Origin of the sequence: Agrobacterium vacciniicorymbosi (assembly GCF_040427045.1) — a bacterium.
GTDB lineage: Bacteria > Pseudomonadota > Alphaproteobacteria > Rhizobiales > Rhizobiaceae > Agrobacterium.
On record NZ_JBETMF010000008.1, the window covers coordinates 90581 to 106700 of the forward strand.

Here is a 16120-nt window from a genome sequence, read left to right on the forward strand (position 1 = left end):
ATCGATTTACAAAGCGGAACCCGCATTCGAAACAACAATGGGGTCAAAAACTCAACTGCGCGGCACGACAGGGCTGGTCGATTGGCGGATGCGCATTTCCGGCTTGATCAGGTGAATACCGTCAGGCTCATGGCTGCCCGCCAGCCTGTCCAGCAGCGCCCGCGCCGCAAGCCGCCCCACTTCCGCCTGCCCGTTGGACACCGTCGTCAGCGCCGGTGTGGCAATGGCCGCCTCTTCCAGATCGTCATAACCTGTGACGGAAATATCCTTGCCCGGCACGAAGCCTGCGCGCGAAATGCCGTTCATCAGACCAATGGCGACAAGGTCGTTCCAGCATACGGCAGCGGTCGGTTTTTGCGGCAGGGACAGGAAATTCACCGCCGCCTCGAAGCCGCCCTGTTTGGAGCGTGCGCCGGGAATGCGCAGGTTCGGGTCCACCTCGATGCCCGCCTTGCGCAGCGCATTCACGTAGCCCTGATACCGGTCGCGGCCCGTGGATGTCTGGTCGGTGCCACCCACCATCGCGATGGTGCGGTGGCCAAGGCTGATGAGGTGGTTGGTGGCCAGCGAAATACCGTAGCTGTCGTCGCCGCGATAGGTCGGCATATCCACGCCATCCATGGAACGCGCCACCAGAATGGCGGGCATGCCGTTCTCTTCGGCAAGCGTCATGTCTTCCAGCGGTGTGCCGATGGCAGGCGACATGATGATGCCGTCGCTGCCCAGCTGCAGCAGCGTCTCGATAAAGGTCCGCTGCTTTTCGACGGAATCGTAATGGTTGGACAGAATGAAGGTCTGGCGGCTGCGGTCCAACTCGCTTTCGATGGCCTTGAGAATCTCCCCGTAAAACGGGTTCATCACATCGTGGAACACCACACCGACGATGCCGGAACGGGAGGTGCGCAGGCTGGCAGCACGACGGTTATAGATGTAACCCAGAGCCCGCGCCTGTTCCTTGATCTTCTCGCGCGTATCGGCAGCCACCAGCGGGCTGTCACGCAGCGCCAGCGAGATGGTCGCGGTGGAAAGCCCAAGGCTTTCTGCAATGGTCGATAATTTGATCTTTTGCGCCACGGTCCCCTCCTACGGTCACGCAAGCCGCTTCTGGCGGCGTTTAAATTGTGACTAAACAATTTAAACAAAACGCGCAACTGTTTTAAGGATTTCAACCATAGCCAAGATTGGTTATGCGAAATTTTAATCGATTAATTCAAATGACTGTAGATTGGCGTCAATGGTGCGCAGCAGTTTCATCACGGTTTTGATCTCCTTGGCAGAGAGACCTTCGACCGCACGCGCGTTGCAATCCGCCAGAGACGCATTGATATGCTCCACGCTTTTCAGGCCAGCCTCGGTCAGCTTCACCATGGTCAGACGACCGTCGCCGTCGCCCGCGCTGCGCTCGACAAAGCCCTGCGCTTCCATGCGACCGATGGTGCGCGTCATGGTCGGCGCCTTGACGCCCAGCTTCTGGGCAATCTGCCCCGGCGTCATGCTGCCCTCTTGCGCCAGAGCCAGAATCACACCGTCCTGACCGGCATAAAGACCGCTGGCTGAAAGATTGTGGCTCAGTGCCGTGCGCATGGAACGGGCGGCCTGGGTAATGGACTGGGCAAGCTCATCCGGGCTGAACGGCAAATCCTTCTTTTTGCCGGACTTCGCCTTCTTTTCGGATTTGTTCTTTTTGGCCAGCTTATCCTTGCTCATCAGCAAATGCCTTTTCTGAAGTCCCGGACAACGATATGTTCTTGGTAACACTTAACGAATGCAGGCGCGGATCGCCAGATGCCAGACACATATACGCATTTTCACGACAACAACGTAACATCGCCGTTGCAACCGCAAAACGATGTCATCGCCGTGCTGCCGCTGGGCGCCCATGAACAGCACGGCCCGCACCTGCCATTCGAGACGGACACGCTGATTGTCGAGGGCATCGTTGCGCGCCTGAAACAGGCCATGCCCGCCAAGACGCAGGTGCAATTCCTGCCCGCAGAGCCGGTCGGTTACTCCATCGAACATATGGATGTGTCAGGCACGAGGACGCTGTCCTTCGATGAGGCCGTCCATCGCTGGCTGGGGCTGGCCGAAGAGCAGTATCATAAGGGCATTCGCAAATTCGTGATGCTCAACGCCCATGGCGGCAATTCCCCGCTGATGACCATCGTCGCCACGGAAGCGCGGGTGCGCTTCGACATGCTGGCCGTCGCCACCAGCTGGAGCCGCTTCGGCATGCCGCCGGGCGTCATCTCTCCTGAAGATAAAGCCATCGATATCCACGGTGGCGATATCGAAACCTCGGTTATGCTGGCCATCCGGCCAGATTTGGTGCGGATGGAGAAGGCGGAGAACTTCGCGTCGAAACAGTCGGAATTTGCGCAGCGCTTCAAACATCTGCGTGCCTATGGACAGCACGCCTTCGGCTGGCGCATGTCGGATTTGAACCCGCAGGGCGTTGCAGGCAATGCCGCCGCCGCGAGCGCTGAAAAGGGAGAGGCGATCATCGCCCATGCGATTGCCGGACTGCTCGAGCTTTTAGAAGATGTCTCTTCCTTCGACATGAATTTGCTTGAAAGCTCGGTTCAAAAAACTTCGGCAGATTCTCTTTGAACTCATTCCGCCACACGCCTATATGAACGACAACGCTTTCAAAGCCGCGTCGCGGCTCATCATCTTCAGAGGTTTCTCATGACCGAAGCAGCAGCAACCATCAAGCCAATCCCTGTGACCGTATTGACGGGCTATCTGGGAGCCGGGAAAACCACGCTTCTCAACCGCATTCTGTCGGAAAACCACGGCAAGAAATACGCCGTCATCGTCAATGAATTCGGCGAAATCGGCATCGATAACGATCTCATCGTCGAATCGGACGAAGAAATTTACGAAATGAACAATGGCTGCGTCTGCTGCACCGTGCGCGGCGACCTTATTCGCGTCGTCGAAGGCCTGATGCGCCGTCCGGGTCGTTTCGATGGCATCATCGTGGAAACCACCGGCCTTGCCGATCCGGTTCCCGTCGCCCAGACCTTCTTCATGGATGACGATGTCCGCGCCAAGACCGAGCTCGATGCCGTCGTTGCGCTTGTGGATGCCAAGCACCTGCCGCTGCGCCTCAAGGACAGCCGCGAAGCCGAAGACCAGATCGCCTTTGCCGATGTCGTCATCATCAACAAGACAGACCTTGTGACACCGGAAGAACTGGCTGTCATCGAAGACATCGTCCGCGCCATCAACCCGTCTGCGCGCATCTACAAGGCGACCCGCTCTGGCGTCGATCTTGCCCGCGTGCTGGATCAGGGTGCGTTCAATCTGGAACGTGCGCTGGAAAACGATCCGCATTTCCTCGAGCACGGTCATGACGACCATGTCTGCGGTCCGGATTGCGGCCATGACCACGGTCACGATCACCACCATCATGACCATGACCATCATCACCACGATCATGATCACAGCCATGACCACGGCCATCATCACCATCATGGTGAAGTCTCTGCCATCCATGACATCACCGTTCAGTCCGTTTCCCTGCGCGGCGGCGAGATGAACCCGGAGCGTTTCTTCCCGTGGATTCAGAAGGTCACCCAGACCGATGGCCCGAACATTCTGCGCCTCAAGGGCATCATCGCCTTCAAGGATGATGCTGAACGTTACGTCGTCCAAGGCGTGCACATGATCATCGAAGGCGACCATCAGCGTCCGTGGAAAGACGGCGAAAAGCACGAGTCCCGCCTCGTCTTCATTGGCCGCAACCTCGACCGCGAGAAGCTGGAAAACAGCTTCAACGCCTGCCTCGCTGCGGCTTGATACGTCTCTTTCCGTCATACCGGACTTGATCCGGTATCCAGTGCGATCAAGTCCTTGATCGCAAAAGACTCTTAAAGCCGCGCAGACGCGCGGCAGCTGGACCCCGGCTCAAGGCCGGGGTGACGGGAGATTGAACGTCTTGCCCTGATGCTTACAGCAACCAAAGGCGAACGCGCCTGGCTCACGACAGAAAGACCCTTTACCTATGCCCACCGTTGCCCCTCTTGACCTCGAAGGCCACGTCGTTGCGACGCATTTTCTGGGCGATATCGCAATGTTTGCCACCGCCGCCGGCACCATTCACCGGCTGGATGGCGGCGAAAAGGTCACCGAGGTGCATCAGGGTCTGCTGACCTGCATTCGCGACCCATACAGCACCACGCTTCTGACCGGCGGTGAAGACGGTAAGGTTCTGCGCGTCAGCCATGATGGCTCTGCCGTGGAACTGGCCCATGTGCCGCGCAAGTGGATCAGCGTCATTGCAGGCGGCCCGCAAAATGCGGTGGCTTACGGCGTTGGCAAGTCCAGCTTCGTGCGGCTGAGCGATGGTACGGTCAAGGAATTCACCGAAGAGCGTACGGTCGAGGCCATTGCCTTTGCGCCCAAGGGCCTGCGCATTGCGGCTGCCCGCTACAATGGCGTGACCCTGCACTGGGTGGCGAGCGCTGGCGACCCGATCGATCTCGACTGGAAGGGTGCCCATACCGGCGTCACCTTCTCTGCGGACGGAAAATTCCTCGTCACCACCATGCAGGAAAATGCCCTGCACGGCTGGAAGATGGAAGCCACCAAGGGCGGCATGGAAACGCGCCACATGCGCATGACCGGCTATCCCGCCAAGGTCAAATCCATCTCATGGTCCAGCAAGGGCAAATGGCTGGCATCCTCAGGTGCGCCTGCCGCTATCGTCTGGCCCTTTTCGGGCAAAGATGGCCCGATGGGCAAGGCGCCGCTGGAGCTCGGCACGCGCGCCAATATCATGGTCACCAATGTCGCCTTCCACCCCATTGAAGAGGTTCTGGCCATCGGTTTTGCGGATGGCATGATCCTCGGCGTGCGCGTGGCCGACCAGAAGGAAGCCCTGCTGCGCCGCCCCGGCAAGGGCGCGATCACCTCCATGTCCTGGAGTGCCGGCGGCAGCCTTCTCGCCTTCGCCTCCGAAGCGGGCGATTGCGGCATCATCGATATTTCCGCTTAAGCACTGAGCGATAGATGGCGGCGTCAAAAACGCCGCCATCTGTCCGTTACCAAACCAGCTCCACCTGCGGACGTCCGTTCGATGTCTTCTGCGCCGTGCGTCCAGTCGTATCGACATTGCAATGAACGCGTTGCCGGAAGGCAGAAAAGCTGTCGAAGGTCACCACATCGACGGGATCATCGAAATGCAGTGTCAGTCGGTAGCGTTCCGGATCGCCACCCAGCGACTGCACACCCAGAACCGAACCCGTGAAGGGCTGTCCCAGATAAAATCCGCTGACGCGCGAGCCCAGCATATAGGGGTTGAAGGGCGGTCGGTTGCCCACCGCAGCGTGGAGCGTGTTCCAGTCACGGTAGCCGAATTGCACGGCAACCAGTTCCAGTGCGCGTGAATGGCTAATCGTCTGGCCTTCCTGCGAAAGACTTGCACGCAGCCGTTTGGCCTGATCTTTCAAACTGTCCAGGCTCGGTAATTCTATGTGGTTCCGCATGGCGGTTCTCCGTCACTGGCATGCGCATTTCAGGAGGGAGCCCGCATTGCCGCCATATCACATGCCCGTAGGGGGATGACCGTGTCGGATAGATGATGAGAGTTTCACCAGAGCCTTGAGGGCTTGCGGACGGCCGGGACTCTCGCCCGAAGCCATTCTTTAGCCGATCCGCCGGTTTTCGTCAAACGACCGGCTTAGAGCGCTTAGAGCGTTTCCTTGTTGAATGGAAACGCTCTAGCACGAAAAAAGGAGAGCCTTTCAGCTCTCCTTTCATCTGGCATCGAGCGCGACAACGCCCTCTTTCGTCACCTTCGTTCTTGCCGGGGACCCGACTGCATTGGACGGCAGGGACCATCCTATGGTCGGGACAAGACCGAGCGTGCCGAGACAGGTCGTGGCGCGCTTCGCTGGCAGATAGAGTTGGTCCTAGTGACGACGCTTCTTCTTGTTATAACCGCGATCATTGTCGTTGCCGCTGCCGATGGCATCGACCGATGTTCTGTTGCCGTTGAGAATGCCGCTCAGCAGGCCGGTATTGTTGCCGTTCAGAATGCCATTGCCGGACAGCACGTTGCCAACGCCGACGCCGACATTGGGCGATACGTTGATCAGGCCGCCCTTGTTGCTGTTGCCCGAAAGAAGGCCACCCAGCAAGCCGCCTGCATGGGCAGGAGCCATGGAAGCAACGGTAAGAACGATGGTAGCACACGCGATTTTCGTTAGCATTTTCTCTCTCCTATGATCTGTAAAACAACGCCCTCCGGCGTGGTCAGACAGTACAATTAGGATCATCTAATGCAAGCATATGCTAATGTTATAATAAATCGTTAATATTAATAGTTTCAATTTTAATGAAGATTGGAATGAAGACTTCATAACGACTTTCAATTGCCAGGCCCTGACCCGCCAGCACTCCGCACTCAACGATGCGACATGTTGTTAACCATCTATCTATAAGATATCTCTCAATTAGTTATTGGAGATACATATGGTCCTGCGCATCGTTGTTGCGTTGCTCCTCTGCGGTGCCTGCACGCGCATCGCGGCTGCGGACCCCAGCATCACCTATGATACGGAAGCGGCCTATGACACCAACTATTTCAGTGACACCTATAAAATAGCTGCCTTCAGCCTGCGCACCACGCTGGGTATCGATGGCGAGATCGAGCGGGAAGGCACCAAATTCGGCTATTCCTTCAACCATCAGGAAGTGCGCGTTCCTCGTTATGGCATTGCCAATGAGCATAATAGCTGGGTGAACTTCACGCTGACGAAGAAACTCTCCGACCGGCTGGAGTGGAGCGCCCAGATGCGCGGCACGCGCAGCGATGCGGGCGATATATTTCTCAAGCTGCCGGATCAGATCATCGGCTATCGCCGTCTCGATCACAAGCTCGACCTTTCCACCTCAGCCACGCTGGAGGCCTTTGGCGGCAAGAACACACTGACCGCCAGCTACACCGGCCTCATGAAGGGCAAGGCGCGGTTTCGCCCCGGCTATTTTCTGCCTGCCAGGCTGGAAGCGAATGAAGCGCTGCTCGGTCTCAAGGCAGAGCACGTCCGCGCGCTTGGCGGCGGCGAAGTGGGGGCAACGCTTGCCTATAATGCCAGCCTGATACCGGACAGCCAGCAGCAAATCTATGACCGCTTTCCCGCTACCAATCTTCGCGGTTCGTTGGCCTATGGCCGCAAGTTCGGCAAAAATCTCGCCATCCTGATGGAAGCTGGCCTGACGACCATTGCGGGGGATGAGATCGGCGACAAGGTCAAGCGCACCCGCCCCTATCTGCGCGCCGAAGCCGAATGGGCACTCAACGACAAGCTGGCCTTCGCCGCCGCCTTCTCGCAGGATTACGCGCTCTACGATCTGGACGATTCGCTCGGCGAATTTCAGCGTCGCTGGAAAGCGGTCATGAAAACCAAACTCACCCCGAAACTCGGCTTCGACCTGTCTTTTGAGCGGACCCACAAGGACTGGATTTTGTACGAATACAACAGCAGCGAAAGACGTCTCGTCGCGACGTTAGCCTATGATGCGGGCCATGATCGCAAGCTGGAAGTGGAATTCTCGCGCCTGTTGCATGATGAATATAACGAGACTGCCGCGTATCGCGGCAGCACGATTTCAACCCGCTTCAGCGGCAGCTTCTAGCAACGCTTAGAAGCGATAGGTCACACCCGCACCGATCAGCCATGGGTCAAGCTTGGCCTTGCCGCTGATGGGCGTGCCGCCCATATCGGCGCTCCACTTGGTTTCGAGGAAGATTTTCTTCACATCGAAGTTCACGCCCCAGTTCTTGGTCACCATATAGTCGAAACCGACCTGAAGGGCGGCACCGAAATCATTCTTGACGTCGAGATTGCTGAAACCGACTTTCTCCGACTGATGATAGAACAGCGAGTAGTTCAAGCCAGCGCCAACATAGGGCTTAAAGGCACCGAAATTGGTGAAGTGATATTGCAGGGTAACAGTTGGCGGCAGAAGCCATGTCTTTCCCACATCGATCTCACCCAGCGCGCCCGTCGTCTTGATCTTGGAGAAAGTTGTGCCGAGAATGAGTTCGGCGGCAATATTGTCGGTGAAGAAATAGCTGACGTCGAATTCCGGGATGACCGTATCGGAATAGGCAAGCCCCGCACCCGGCACACCATTGATGGTGCCGCTATCATGGGTGATGACACCCAGACCACGCACACGGATCATCCAGGGGCTGGCCGCCGCAATCGCCTCTTCCGCCGTGGGAGCGGGTGCAAGCGGCGCCAGATCAGCCGCCATGGCAGACGTGCCAGCAACGATCAACGCCACAGTTGCCATCAGGGTGGCGATATGCCGGTTCCGGTTTTTCATCATAGTCTCTCCTTGATCGAATAGTCTTTCGCCCGGACTATCCGATTTCATGGAGAAACCGGTTTGAGATAGATCAACACCAAAGCGCCGCAAGACACACTGTTGCACGCCCGACACGGCGGATTTGACGATTGCAAATCAGCCGTTCCAAAGGCCATGACCATGCGGCATTTATTTCAATAGACGCCCGATTTCCGTCTGCCTTGGCGCAGGGGAGCCTGTAGAAAGAGGCATGATGTTCGCTCTGCCAGATACAACCACCCTTTACGAAGCGCTGCTTGCCCGCGACCAGTCCTATGATGGCCGCGCCTATGTCGGTGTCACCTCGACCGGCGTTTTCTGCCGCCTCACCTGCCCCGCACGAAAGCCGAAGCCAGAAAATTGCCGCTTCTTCTGCAGCGTGGCCGAATGTATGGAGGCCGGATTTCGCGCCTGCCTGAAGTGTCACCCTCTCGCCCCCGCTGCCAATGCCGACCCAGCCATCGCAACGCTTCTGGACGCCCTTTCGAAGCAGCCCGAGCGGCGCTGGAGCGAGCAGGATGTCGCATCCATGAACCTCGACCCATCCACCGTCAGGCGCAGTTTCAAACGCCACTTCGGCATGACCTTTCTGGAAATGGCACGGCTGGAACGCCTGCGACGGGGCTTCGAAACCTTGAGCGATGGCGGACGGGTAATCGACGCGCAGCAGGATGCGGGTTTCTCCTCGCCCTCCGCTTTCCGCACCGCCTTTTCCCGCCTCATCGGGCAGGCACCGGGGCGGCTGGCGGACAATGCCCTGTTGCAGGCCCACTGGCTATCGACACCGCTTGGAACGATGATTGCAGTCGCCGACGAACGCGCGATCCATCTCCTCGAATTTACGGATCGCAAGGCGCTTTCCGGCGAGCTGAAAAAATTGTTCGACCTGTCCAAGGGTCAACTCGGCGTGGGCAAGCTTGACCCGCACGCGATCCTCGAAGCGCAGCTGGCCGATTATTTCTCCGGCACATCGGCGGACTTCACCGTGCCTCTGGCCCTCCACGGCAGCGATTTCTCCCGCAATGTCTGGGATGCGCTACGCGCCATTCCCGCAGGCGAAATCCGCAGCTATAGCGAAATCGCACGCGCCATCGGCAGACCATCCGCAACCCGCGCCGTCGCACGCGCCAACGGCGCAAACCAGATTGCCCTCATCATCCCCTGCCACCGTGTGGTGGGCGCAGATGGCTCCCTCACCGGTTATGGCGGCGGGCTGTGGCGGAAGCAGAAACTCATCGAGATCGAACGGCAGTTTGTTGGGGGATAAAAGGAAACGGCCCAGTTCATGCAATCGCCTAAGCATAGGCGAGGCACCAGCCGGGAGCTCGAACCCAACATTGGTCGGATGGCACGTCGTCAGCACGATACAGCCGCGTGACCTTCCTGTATTCCCCGCTATCAAATGCCGTCGCCAGCGCTCTTTCTGATTCAACATCACGCATCCCTTCACAGGGAAAGATCGACACGGGCGAAATCCATTTCGCGTGAAATTCCTCACCGCTGCGTGTCACGAGAAACACCGCCCCGCGACGGTGCATGTTGCTCCAATTGCTGCCGGTAAATCCAAGATCGGTCGTCAGTGGCAGGATCAACCTTCCACCATCATTGAGCCGGTCCAGCCAGAGATCCGCCGGTCGCGTTGCACCAGCGTTGACATAGATCACATCGGCTGCGTCGAAAGCCACGGAGCTACCGTCGCCCTGAATGACGGAAACATTCCGACAGGAAGTGAGATTTTCGTGTGCCCGAGCAGCCAGATCCGTATCGAACTCAATGGCCGTTACCCTGCCGGATTGGGTAACGAGGTTTGCCATGATCGCAGAATAGTATCCGGCACCAGCGCCTACATGCACGATATGTTCGCCTGTTCGCGGTGCGGCCTGCGAAAGCAGGTAGGCATGAAGGGACGGTTGCCCGTTGTTGATATGGCGATCCGGCACGATGCCAACGATGTCGTCGGTGTAAAGGTAGACCGGATCAGCGGCAGGGGTCGGAACATAGGCCTGCCGCATCCGGAAGATTGGCCACGGGCCGGGACCGAGGAAATCCTCTCGCGGAACCTCTGCAAAGGCAGCTTCGATACGCTCATCGGCAACTCTCACAGCAGCCGTGATCTGCTTCGCATAAGCGCGCCGCACGATTTTCAAGTCATCCGGTGTCATCATCAGATCAACTCCAATGAACAATTCCCTGTCGCAAAATTGCCGATCAAAGCGACAGTTTTGCGACAGGTGCGTGCGCAGAGCGCATCACCGGGATATTTCAGCATTATAAATTGCCCGTATATCCGGGCCGGGAGGGCACGGGCATTACCCCTCACCCGGCATCGCCTCAGGAAAGCTTACGCCCGTTGGCCACCAGCATTCCGGCAGCACCGTCCAGCCAGTCCTTTTTCAGTTCCAGCGCCAGAAAGCGGGAACGCTCGAACGGGCCGGGCATGACGAGGTGCTGGGTGTGGCCGGCGAAGAAGCCGAAGCGCTCGTAGTAAGGCGCATCGCCAACCAGCAGGATGGCACCGTGGTTGCGCTTGGCGGCTTCTGCGATGGCGGCGCGCATCAGCGCAGAGCCGATGCCTTTGCCCTCATGGGCGCAATCGACGGCAAGCGGGCCGAGCAGCAGCGCATCGACAGCGCGGCCTTCGCGGGTCACGCCAGCCTGAACGTTCCACAGGCGCACGGTGCCGATGACATGGCCGTCCTCATCACGGGCCACCAGGGCCAGACCTTCGGCGGGAACGCGGCCAGCGCGCAGCTTTTCAGACGACTTGCGGCGACGGCCCGGACCCATGACGCGGTCCAGCAGCGTTTCGCGGGCCACGACATCGCCCGGATTTTCAGCGTCGATATGAAATGTCTGCGGCGTGAAGAATGCACGTACAGTGTTGAGAACAGCGGCCATCCCGGCCTCCCGTTACCAAGCCGCCCACGAAAGCGGCACCCTAAAATGAAAACACGTCGCGCAAAAATCTTGAGCGGTTTGCGATAACGACATGCGATAAACAATGAATGTGACCGTTCCGGCCCGCTTAAACGCGTCTTCCTCGGCTGGACAGAGGATGCGGCAAGCAGGGTTTGCGCCTAAGCGCTATCGGCAAAGCCGGAACGGGAGGATCTGGTCGAAAGCCGCCTGCCCCAGACAGGCGGCAATTCCTCAGATCACATAGGACTTCAGCGGCTCGAAACCGTTGAAGGCGACCGCCGAATAGGTGGTCGTGTAGGCGCCCGTTCCTTCGATCAGAACTTCGTCACCGATGCTCAGCGAAACCGGCAGCGGGTACATGTTCTTCTCATAGAGCACGTCGGCGCTGTCGCAGGTCGGACCGGCCAGAACGCAAGGCTCCATCTCGTCGCCGTCACGCTCGGTGCGGATCGGGTAGCGAATGGCTTCGTCCATGGTTTCGGCCAGACCGCCGAACTTGCCAATGTCGAGGAACACCCAGCGGTGGTTGTCATTGTCGGACTTGCGCGAAACAAGCACGACTTCCGCCTTGATGACACCGGCATTGCCGACCATGCCGCGGCCGGGCTCGATGATGGTCTTCGGAATCTGATTACCGAAGTGCTTGCGAAGCGCTGTGTCGATGGCATGGCCATATTCTTCAGCAGCAGGCACGTCACGCAGGTACTTCGTCGGGAAACCGCCGCCCATGTTGACCATCTGCAGGTGGATGCCCTGCTTAGCCAGCGAGCCGAACACGCGCTTGGCATCGGCCAGAGCCGCATCCCATGCGTCGAGGTTCATCATCTGAGAGCCTACGTGGAAGGAAACGCCGTAGGATTCCAGACCCAGCTGGTGAGCATAGACCAGAACATCGACAGCCATCTGCGGAACGCAGCCGAACTTGCGCGACAGCGGCCACTCGGCGCCTTCGCCATCGGTCAGAACGCGGCAGAATACGCGGGCGCCGGGGGCTGCACGGGCAACCTTCTCGACTTCCTCATGGCTATCCACGGCGAAGAGATCAATGCCGAGCGCAAAAGCGCGCGCAACATCGCGTTCCTTCTTGATGGTGTTGCCGTAGGAAATACGGTCGGAGGTCGCACCGGCATCGAGCGCCATCTGGATTTCAGCCACGGAGGCGCAATCGAAGTTGGAGCCGAGGCCAGCCAGCAGCTTCAGGATTTCAGGAGCCGGGTTTGCCTTGACGGCATAATAGATCGCACTGTTTGGCAGGGCGTGCCGGAACGCGTGGAAGTTATCGCGCACGACGTCTAGGTCAACCACAAGGCAGGGACCTTCTGGACGGCGGGTCTTGATGAAGTCGAGGATGCGTGCAGTCGTCATCGTTATATTCCCTCGAATGTTCCGACTCCGGAAAAATTCCGGAGGACAAAGGGCGCTCAAGATATGCGCGACGATTCAGCCGGTGGAGGCGCAGAATCATTTGCATACGCTCAAGGCGCAAATATGAACAACGCCCTGCCAGAGCATTATTCGGCTTTGTCTGCCATGGGATTGGAGGGAATATTCCCAACCGCACTTACGGCAATGATGGTGTGCCTCTTCAGTACCCCGGCTGATGGAAAGCCGGCAGAGAACCAGAAAGGCCCGCACCGTCGTTGCTTCGTATGTCCTCGCATTTTCCGGTTGGCCGGAATAGCGACTGGAGGGGTTAATTCCAGGTACCTTACCGATTTCCTCACCACATCGAGGACTCGGCGGACACACATGGGCACGTGCGACTTTGGGCAACCGGGAGATAAGAATATTCGCAGTCATAATCAAGGGAATTTTTCATCATGATGCGGATTTTTTCAGCACACACTTTTATTCTTGAACGCTGAGGCTCAAGCGTTCAATTATGTGGAACAAACAGGAGACTTCGATGGACACCCTCACCCGCATCAGAGCCTTTATCGATGTTGTCGAAGCGGAAGGTTTTTCCGCCGCTGCCCGCAAAACCGGGCGTTCCAAGGCCCTTTTGTCGAAATATGTGCGGGAACTGGAGGATGATCTCGGCGCGCTGCTTCTCAACCGCACCACCCGGCAGTTTTCCATGACCGAAGCAGGTCACACCTACTATCGCACCGCCTCCGACATCTTGAAGGAAATCGACAACCTCGCCGACCTCGTGCGCGAGAACAATGCGGACCTGAAAGGCAAGCTGCGGCTATCGGTGCCCCGCACCTTCATCGATGCGGAAATCGGCCAGAGCCTCATTGATTTCGCCAAGGAAAACCCGGAACTGTCGATGGAGATCGTTGCGGAGGATCGATTCGTGGACCTGATCGAAGAAAACTTCGATATGGCCATCCGCATCACGAAGCTCGAAGATTCCGGTATGATTGCCAAGAAGCTGGCCGACTTCCGGGTCTATGCCGTGGCCACACCTGATTTCGTGGATCGCCATGGCCCGCTGAATTCGCCGCAGGATTTGGGCAAGGTACCCTGCATCGTCGATACCAATTCCCGCTTCCAGAACCACATCCGCTATTTCGAACCCGGCGGCGGCACCAATTCGGTGGCGATTACCGGCCCGATTGAAGTCAACAGCCCGCAAGCCACGCTGCGCGCCGCCCGCTCCGGTCTCGGCATCGCCATCGTGCCTGACTTCATCGCCAAACCCCATATCCAGTCCGGCGAACTCGTGACCCTGTTCGACGACTATATCTCCCGCGACCGCGGTATCTACGCCGTCTATCCGCACCGTCGCTACCTGCCCGCCAAGGTGCGCAGCTTCGTGGACTATCTCGCCAACTGGTTCCGGAAGAACGCGTGATCTTCGAGCCGATGTTGAGCTAAGCCGAAATTCGGTCCCATTTGGCGCTAAACTCAGAAACCAGATTCGATAGTCGAGACAGTCAGACATCCATGAAAAACGTGATCTTACCACTGGCTGCATGCCTGTCCGCCTGCCTTGCACCCTTTTCCGCCATGGCGCACCCTCACATCTTTGCCGAAGCCCGCATGGAAATCATTGAGGGATCGGACGGCACCATACAGGAAGTGCGCAATATCTGGCGCTTCGACGAAATGTTTTCCGCAAGCGTGGTGCTGGATTACGACAAGAACAGCGATGCCAAGCTGGACAAGGAAGAGCTGACCGAAATCGGCAATACCGTCCATGAGTCGCTGGCCGAATTTTCCTATTACACCTTCATCACCCAGAACGGCAAAGCCGTGGATTTTGGCAAGCCGGATGCCATCCATGTCGATTACAAGGACAATCAGATCCTGATGTTCTTCTCCGTCAAGCCGCAGAAGCCTTTGCCGGTCAAGGGCACGCTTACCTTCGGCGCATGGGACCCGACCATGTACACGGCCATCGACTTCGCCAAGGACACCGACATCGTCGTCAAGGGCCCGCATCTGGCTGCCTGCAAGCACAAGGTCGTGCGCCCCGATCCGGATGAGATCATCGCCCAGAACCAGAACAACCTCACCGACGCCTTCTTCAACGACCCCACCGGCACGGATATGACGAAACTCTTTGCGACACGGCTGGAGCTGTCATGCTGAGGGTCATAAGCGCGTTTCGCGCGCAAGTGTCCGTCAGCGCCAACAGCCAGCCCCCTCTGCCCTGCCGGGCATCTCCCCCACAGGTGGGGAGATTGGCTGGGCGTGAGCTCCACCGCCCATCCGCAGCGTTTGAGATGGGCAACCGGGTAACCACAGGTCGATCTCCCTCCTTGAGGGGGAGATGCCCGGCAGGGCAGAGGGGGGTAAGCCCCAAGCTGAGTTGTTTCATAAAAGCCTCCACAGCCGCTCGCCTTCTTCTTATCGCGTGCGCAGTATTTTTCCTCACCCTCTCCACCGCCCACGCCCAGTCCCCCCTCGGCATCGGCTCGGCGGAACCCTCCATCTCCATCGGCGGGCCGCTCGCTCCACTCTTTCAGTGGATCAACGTTCACCAGCAAACCTTCTACCGGGCGCTGACCGGCGCGCTGAAGGCGATGCGGGAAGACCCGTGGGCGCTGACCTCGCTGATCGGCCTGTCCTTTGCCTATGGCGTTTTCCACGCCGCAGGCCCCGGTCACGGCAAGGCGGTCATCTCGTCCTATATGATTGCCAATGAGACGCAGCTGAAACGCGGCATCGTCATTTCCTTCATTTCCGCCCTGCTGCAAGGCGCTGTCGCCATTGCGCTTGTCGGCGCGGCCTATCTGGTGCTGCGCGGCACCTCCATCACAATGACCAAGGCCACGCAGGCCATGGAAATCGCAAGCTTTGCCATGGTGGCGCTGTTTGGCGCATGGCTGCTGTTTCGCAAGCTGCGTAGCCTGATGGTGAGGGCAGAACCGGCCCCTGGACTCGCGCTCGAAACCGCCGCCCCTGCCAGAACAGCCTCGTTGAGAACCGGAATGGGCAGCGGCCTTCGCTTTCAGGGCCAGCCCGTCTTTGACGATCACGAACAGAGCGGCAGCGGTGACATCTGCAACGCCTGCGGCAAGGCCCACGCGCCAGACCCATCGCTGCTGCAATCGCGCAATTTCAGCCTGGCAGAAGCATGGTCGGCCATTATCGCCGTCGGCCTGCGCCCCTGCTCCGGCGCCATCATTGTCATGAGCTTTTCCGTGTTGAACGGCCTGTTGATGGGCGGCGTCCTCTCGGTGCTGGCCATGTCCATCGGCACCGCCATCACCGTTTCGGCCCTCGCCATTCTGGCCGTGAAAGCAAAAGACGTCGCGGTCCGCCTCGCTGGCTCCGGCAGCACAAAGGCGTCACGCATCACCAACGGCATAGAAATCGCAGGCGCGCTGTTCGTCTTGCTGATGGGCCTCGCCTTGCTGGGTGCATCGCTTCAGGTTTAAGGCAAATG

At 58.5% G+C, this 16120-nt stretch carries 16 protein-coding genes; 8 read left to right on the forward strand and 8 right to left on the reverse strand.

Going from position 1 to position 16120, the window contains the following annotated elements:
• Positions 1-51: 51 nt before the first annotated feature.
• Both ABUK73_RS14025 and ABUK73_RS14030 read right to left on the reverse strand, forming a co-directional pair.
• On the reverse strand, positions 52-1074 hold the full coding sequence (locus ABUK73_RS14025; RefSeq protein ID WP_353577822.1) for a LacI family DNA-binding transcriptional regulator: 1023 nt from the start codon (positions 1072-1074) through the stop codon (positions 52-54).
• 123 nt (positions 1075-1197) lie between these two features.
• Positions 1198-1707 (reverse strand): MarR family winged helix-turn-helix transcriptional regulator, encoded by a 510-nt coding sequence (locus ABUK73_RS14030; protein WP_353577823.1) that lies wholly within the window; start codon positions 1705-1707, stop codon positions 1198-1200.
• A gap of 78 nt (positions 1708-1785) precedes the next feature.
• Between ABUK73_RS14030 and ABUK73_RS14035 the strand changes: the two genes are divergently transcribed.
• From ABUK73_RS14035 to ABUK73_RS14045, 3 genes are all read left to right on the forward strand, one after another.
• Positions 1786-2610 (forward strand): creatininase family protein, encoded by an 825-nt coding sequence (locus ABUK73_RS14035; protein WP_353577824.1) that lies wholly within the window; start codon positions 1786-1788, stop codon positions 2608-2610.
• A 78-nt stretch (positions 2611-2688) separates the two neighbouring features.
• Positions 2689-3804 carry a CobW family GTP-binding protein gene (locus ABUK73_RS14040; RefSeq protein WP_353577825.1) on the forward strand — a complete coding sequence of 372 codons (1116 nt, stop codon included), beginning with the start codon at positions 2689-2691 and terminating at the stop codon, positions 3802-3804.
• A gap of 205 nt (positions 3805-4009) precedes the next feature.
• The gene (locus tag ABUK73_RS14045) at positions 4010-5002 is read left to right on the forward strand and encodes a WD40 repeat domain-containing protein (protein WP_353577826.1); all 993 of its coding nucleotides are present in this window, start codon (positions 4010-4012) and stop codon (positions 5000-5002) included.
• A 46-nt stretch (positions 5003-5048) separates the two neighbouring features.
• Here ABUK73_RS14045 and ABUK73_RS14050 read toward each other — a convergent pair whose 3' ends face one another.
• On the reverse strand, positions 5049-5492 hold the full coding sequence (locus ABUK73_RS14050) for a glyoxalase superfamily protein (RefSeq protein ID WP_353577827.1): 444 nt from the start codon (positions 5490-5492) through the stop codon (positions 5049-5051).
• Positions 5493-5918: 426 nt separating this feature from the next.
• Positions 5919-6218: a hypothetical protein gene (locus ABUK73_RS14055; RefSeq protein WP_353577828.1), complete on the reverse strand. Its 300-nt coding sequence runs from the start codon at positions 6216-6218 to the stop codon at positions 5919-5921.
• 262 nt (positions 6219-6480) lie between these two features.
• On the opposite strand from ABUK73_RS14055, the gene ABUK73_RS14060 reads away from it, so the two are divergent.
• Positions 6481-7644, forward strand: coding sequence for a hypothetical protein (locus tag ABUK73_RS14060; RefSeq protein WP_353577829.1), 1164 nt, complete (start codon positions 6481-6483; stop codon positions 7642-7644).
• Between the two features lie 6 nt (positions 7645-7650).
• Here the strand turns inward: ABUK73_RS14060 and ABUK73_RS14065 are convergent, their stop codons facing one another.
• Entirely contained in the window at positions 7651-8307 is a 657-nt protein-coding gene (locus ABUK73_RS14065) for an OmpW/AlkL family protein (protein WP_454892375.1), read from the reverse strand.
• A gap of 265 nt (positions 8308-8572) precedes the next feature.
• On the opposite strand from ABUK73_RS14065, the gene ABUK73_RS14070 reads away from it, so the two are divergent.
• Complete coding sequence (locus tag ABUK73_RS14070; RefSeq protein ID WP_353577830.1) at positions 8573-9628, forward strand: bifunctional transcriptional activator/DNA repair enzyme AdaA; 1056 nt, start codon at positions 8573-8575, stop codon at positions 9626-9628.
• Positions 9629-9656: 28 nt separating this feature from the next.
• Here the strand turns inward: ABUK73_RS14070 and ABUK73_RS14075 are convergent, their stop codons facing one another.
• The 3 genes from ABUK73_RS14075 to odc2 form a co-directional block, all read right to left on the reverse strand.
• On the reverse strand, positions 9657-10526 hold the full coding sequence (locus ABUK73_RS14075; RefSeq protein ID WP_353577831.1) for a protein-L-isoaspartate O-methyltransferase family protein: 870 nt from the start codon (positions 10524-10526) through the stop codon (positions 9657-9659).
• Between the two features lie 166 nt (positions 10527-10692).
• Positions 10693-11259 (reverse strand): GNAT family N-acetyltransferase, encoded by a 567-nt coding sequence (locus ABUK73_RS14080; protein ID WP_353577832.1) that lies wholly within the window; start codon positions 11257-11259, stop codon positions 10693-10695.
• Positions 11260-11511: 252 nt separating this feature from the next.
• On the reverse strand, positions 11512-12645 hold the full coding sequence (odc2, locus tag ABUK73_RS14085) for an ornithine/lysine decarboxylase (RefSeq protein WP_113089345.1): 1134 nt from the start codon (positions 12643-12645) through the stop codon (positions 11512-11514).
• A gap of 541 nt (positions 12646-13186) precedes the next feature.
• Between odc2 and ABUK73_RS14090 the strand changes: the two genes are divergently transcribed.
• From ABUK73_RS14090 to ABUK73_RS14100, 3 genes are all read left to right on the forward strand, one after another.
• A complete protein-coding gene (locus ABUK73_RS14090) occupies positions 13187-14080 on the forward strand; it encodes a LysR family transcriptional regulator (protein WP_113089344.1) in 894 nt (297 codons plus the stop codon).
• Positions 14081-14172: 92 nt separating this feature from the next.
• Entirely contained in the window at positions 14173-14820 is a 648-nt protein-coding gene (locus ABUK73_RS14095) for a DUF1007 family protein (protein ID WP_353577833.1), read from the forward strand.
• The gene (locus ABUK73_RS14100) at positions 14814-16112 is read left to right on the forward strand and encodes a nickel/cobalt transporter (RefSeq protein ID WP_353577834.1); all 1299 of its coding nucleotides are present in this window, start codon (positions 14814-14816) and stop codon (positions 16110-16112) included. Before ABUK73_RS14095 ends, ABUK73_RS14100 begins: the two co-directional genes overlap by 7 nt.
• Positions 16113-16120: the final 8 nt, after the last annotated feature.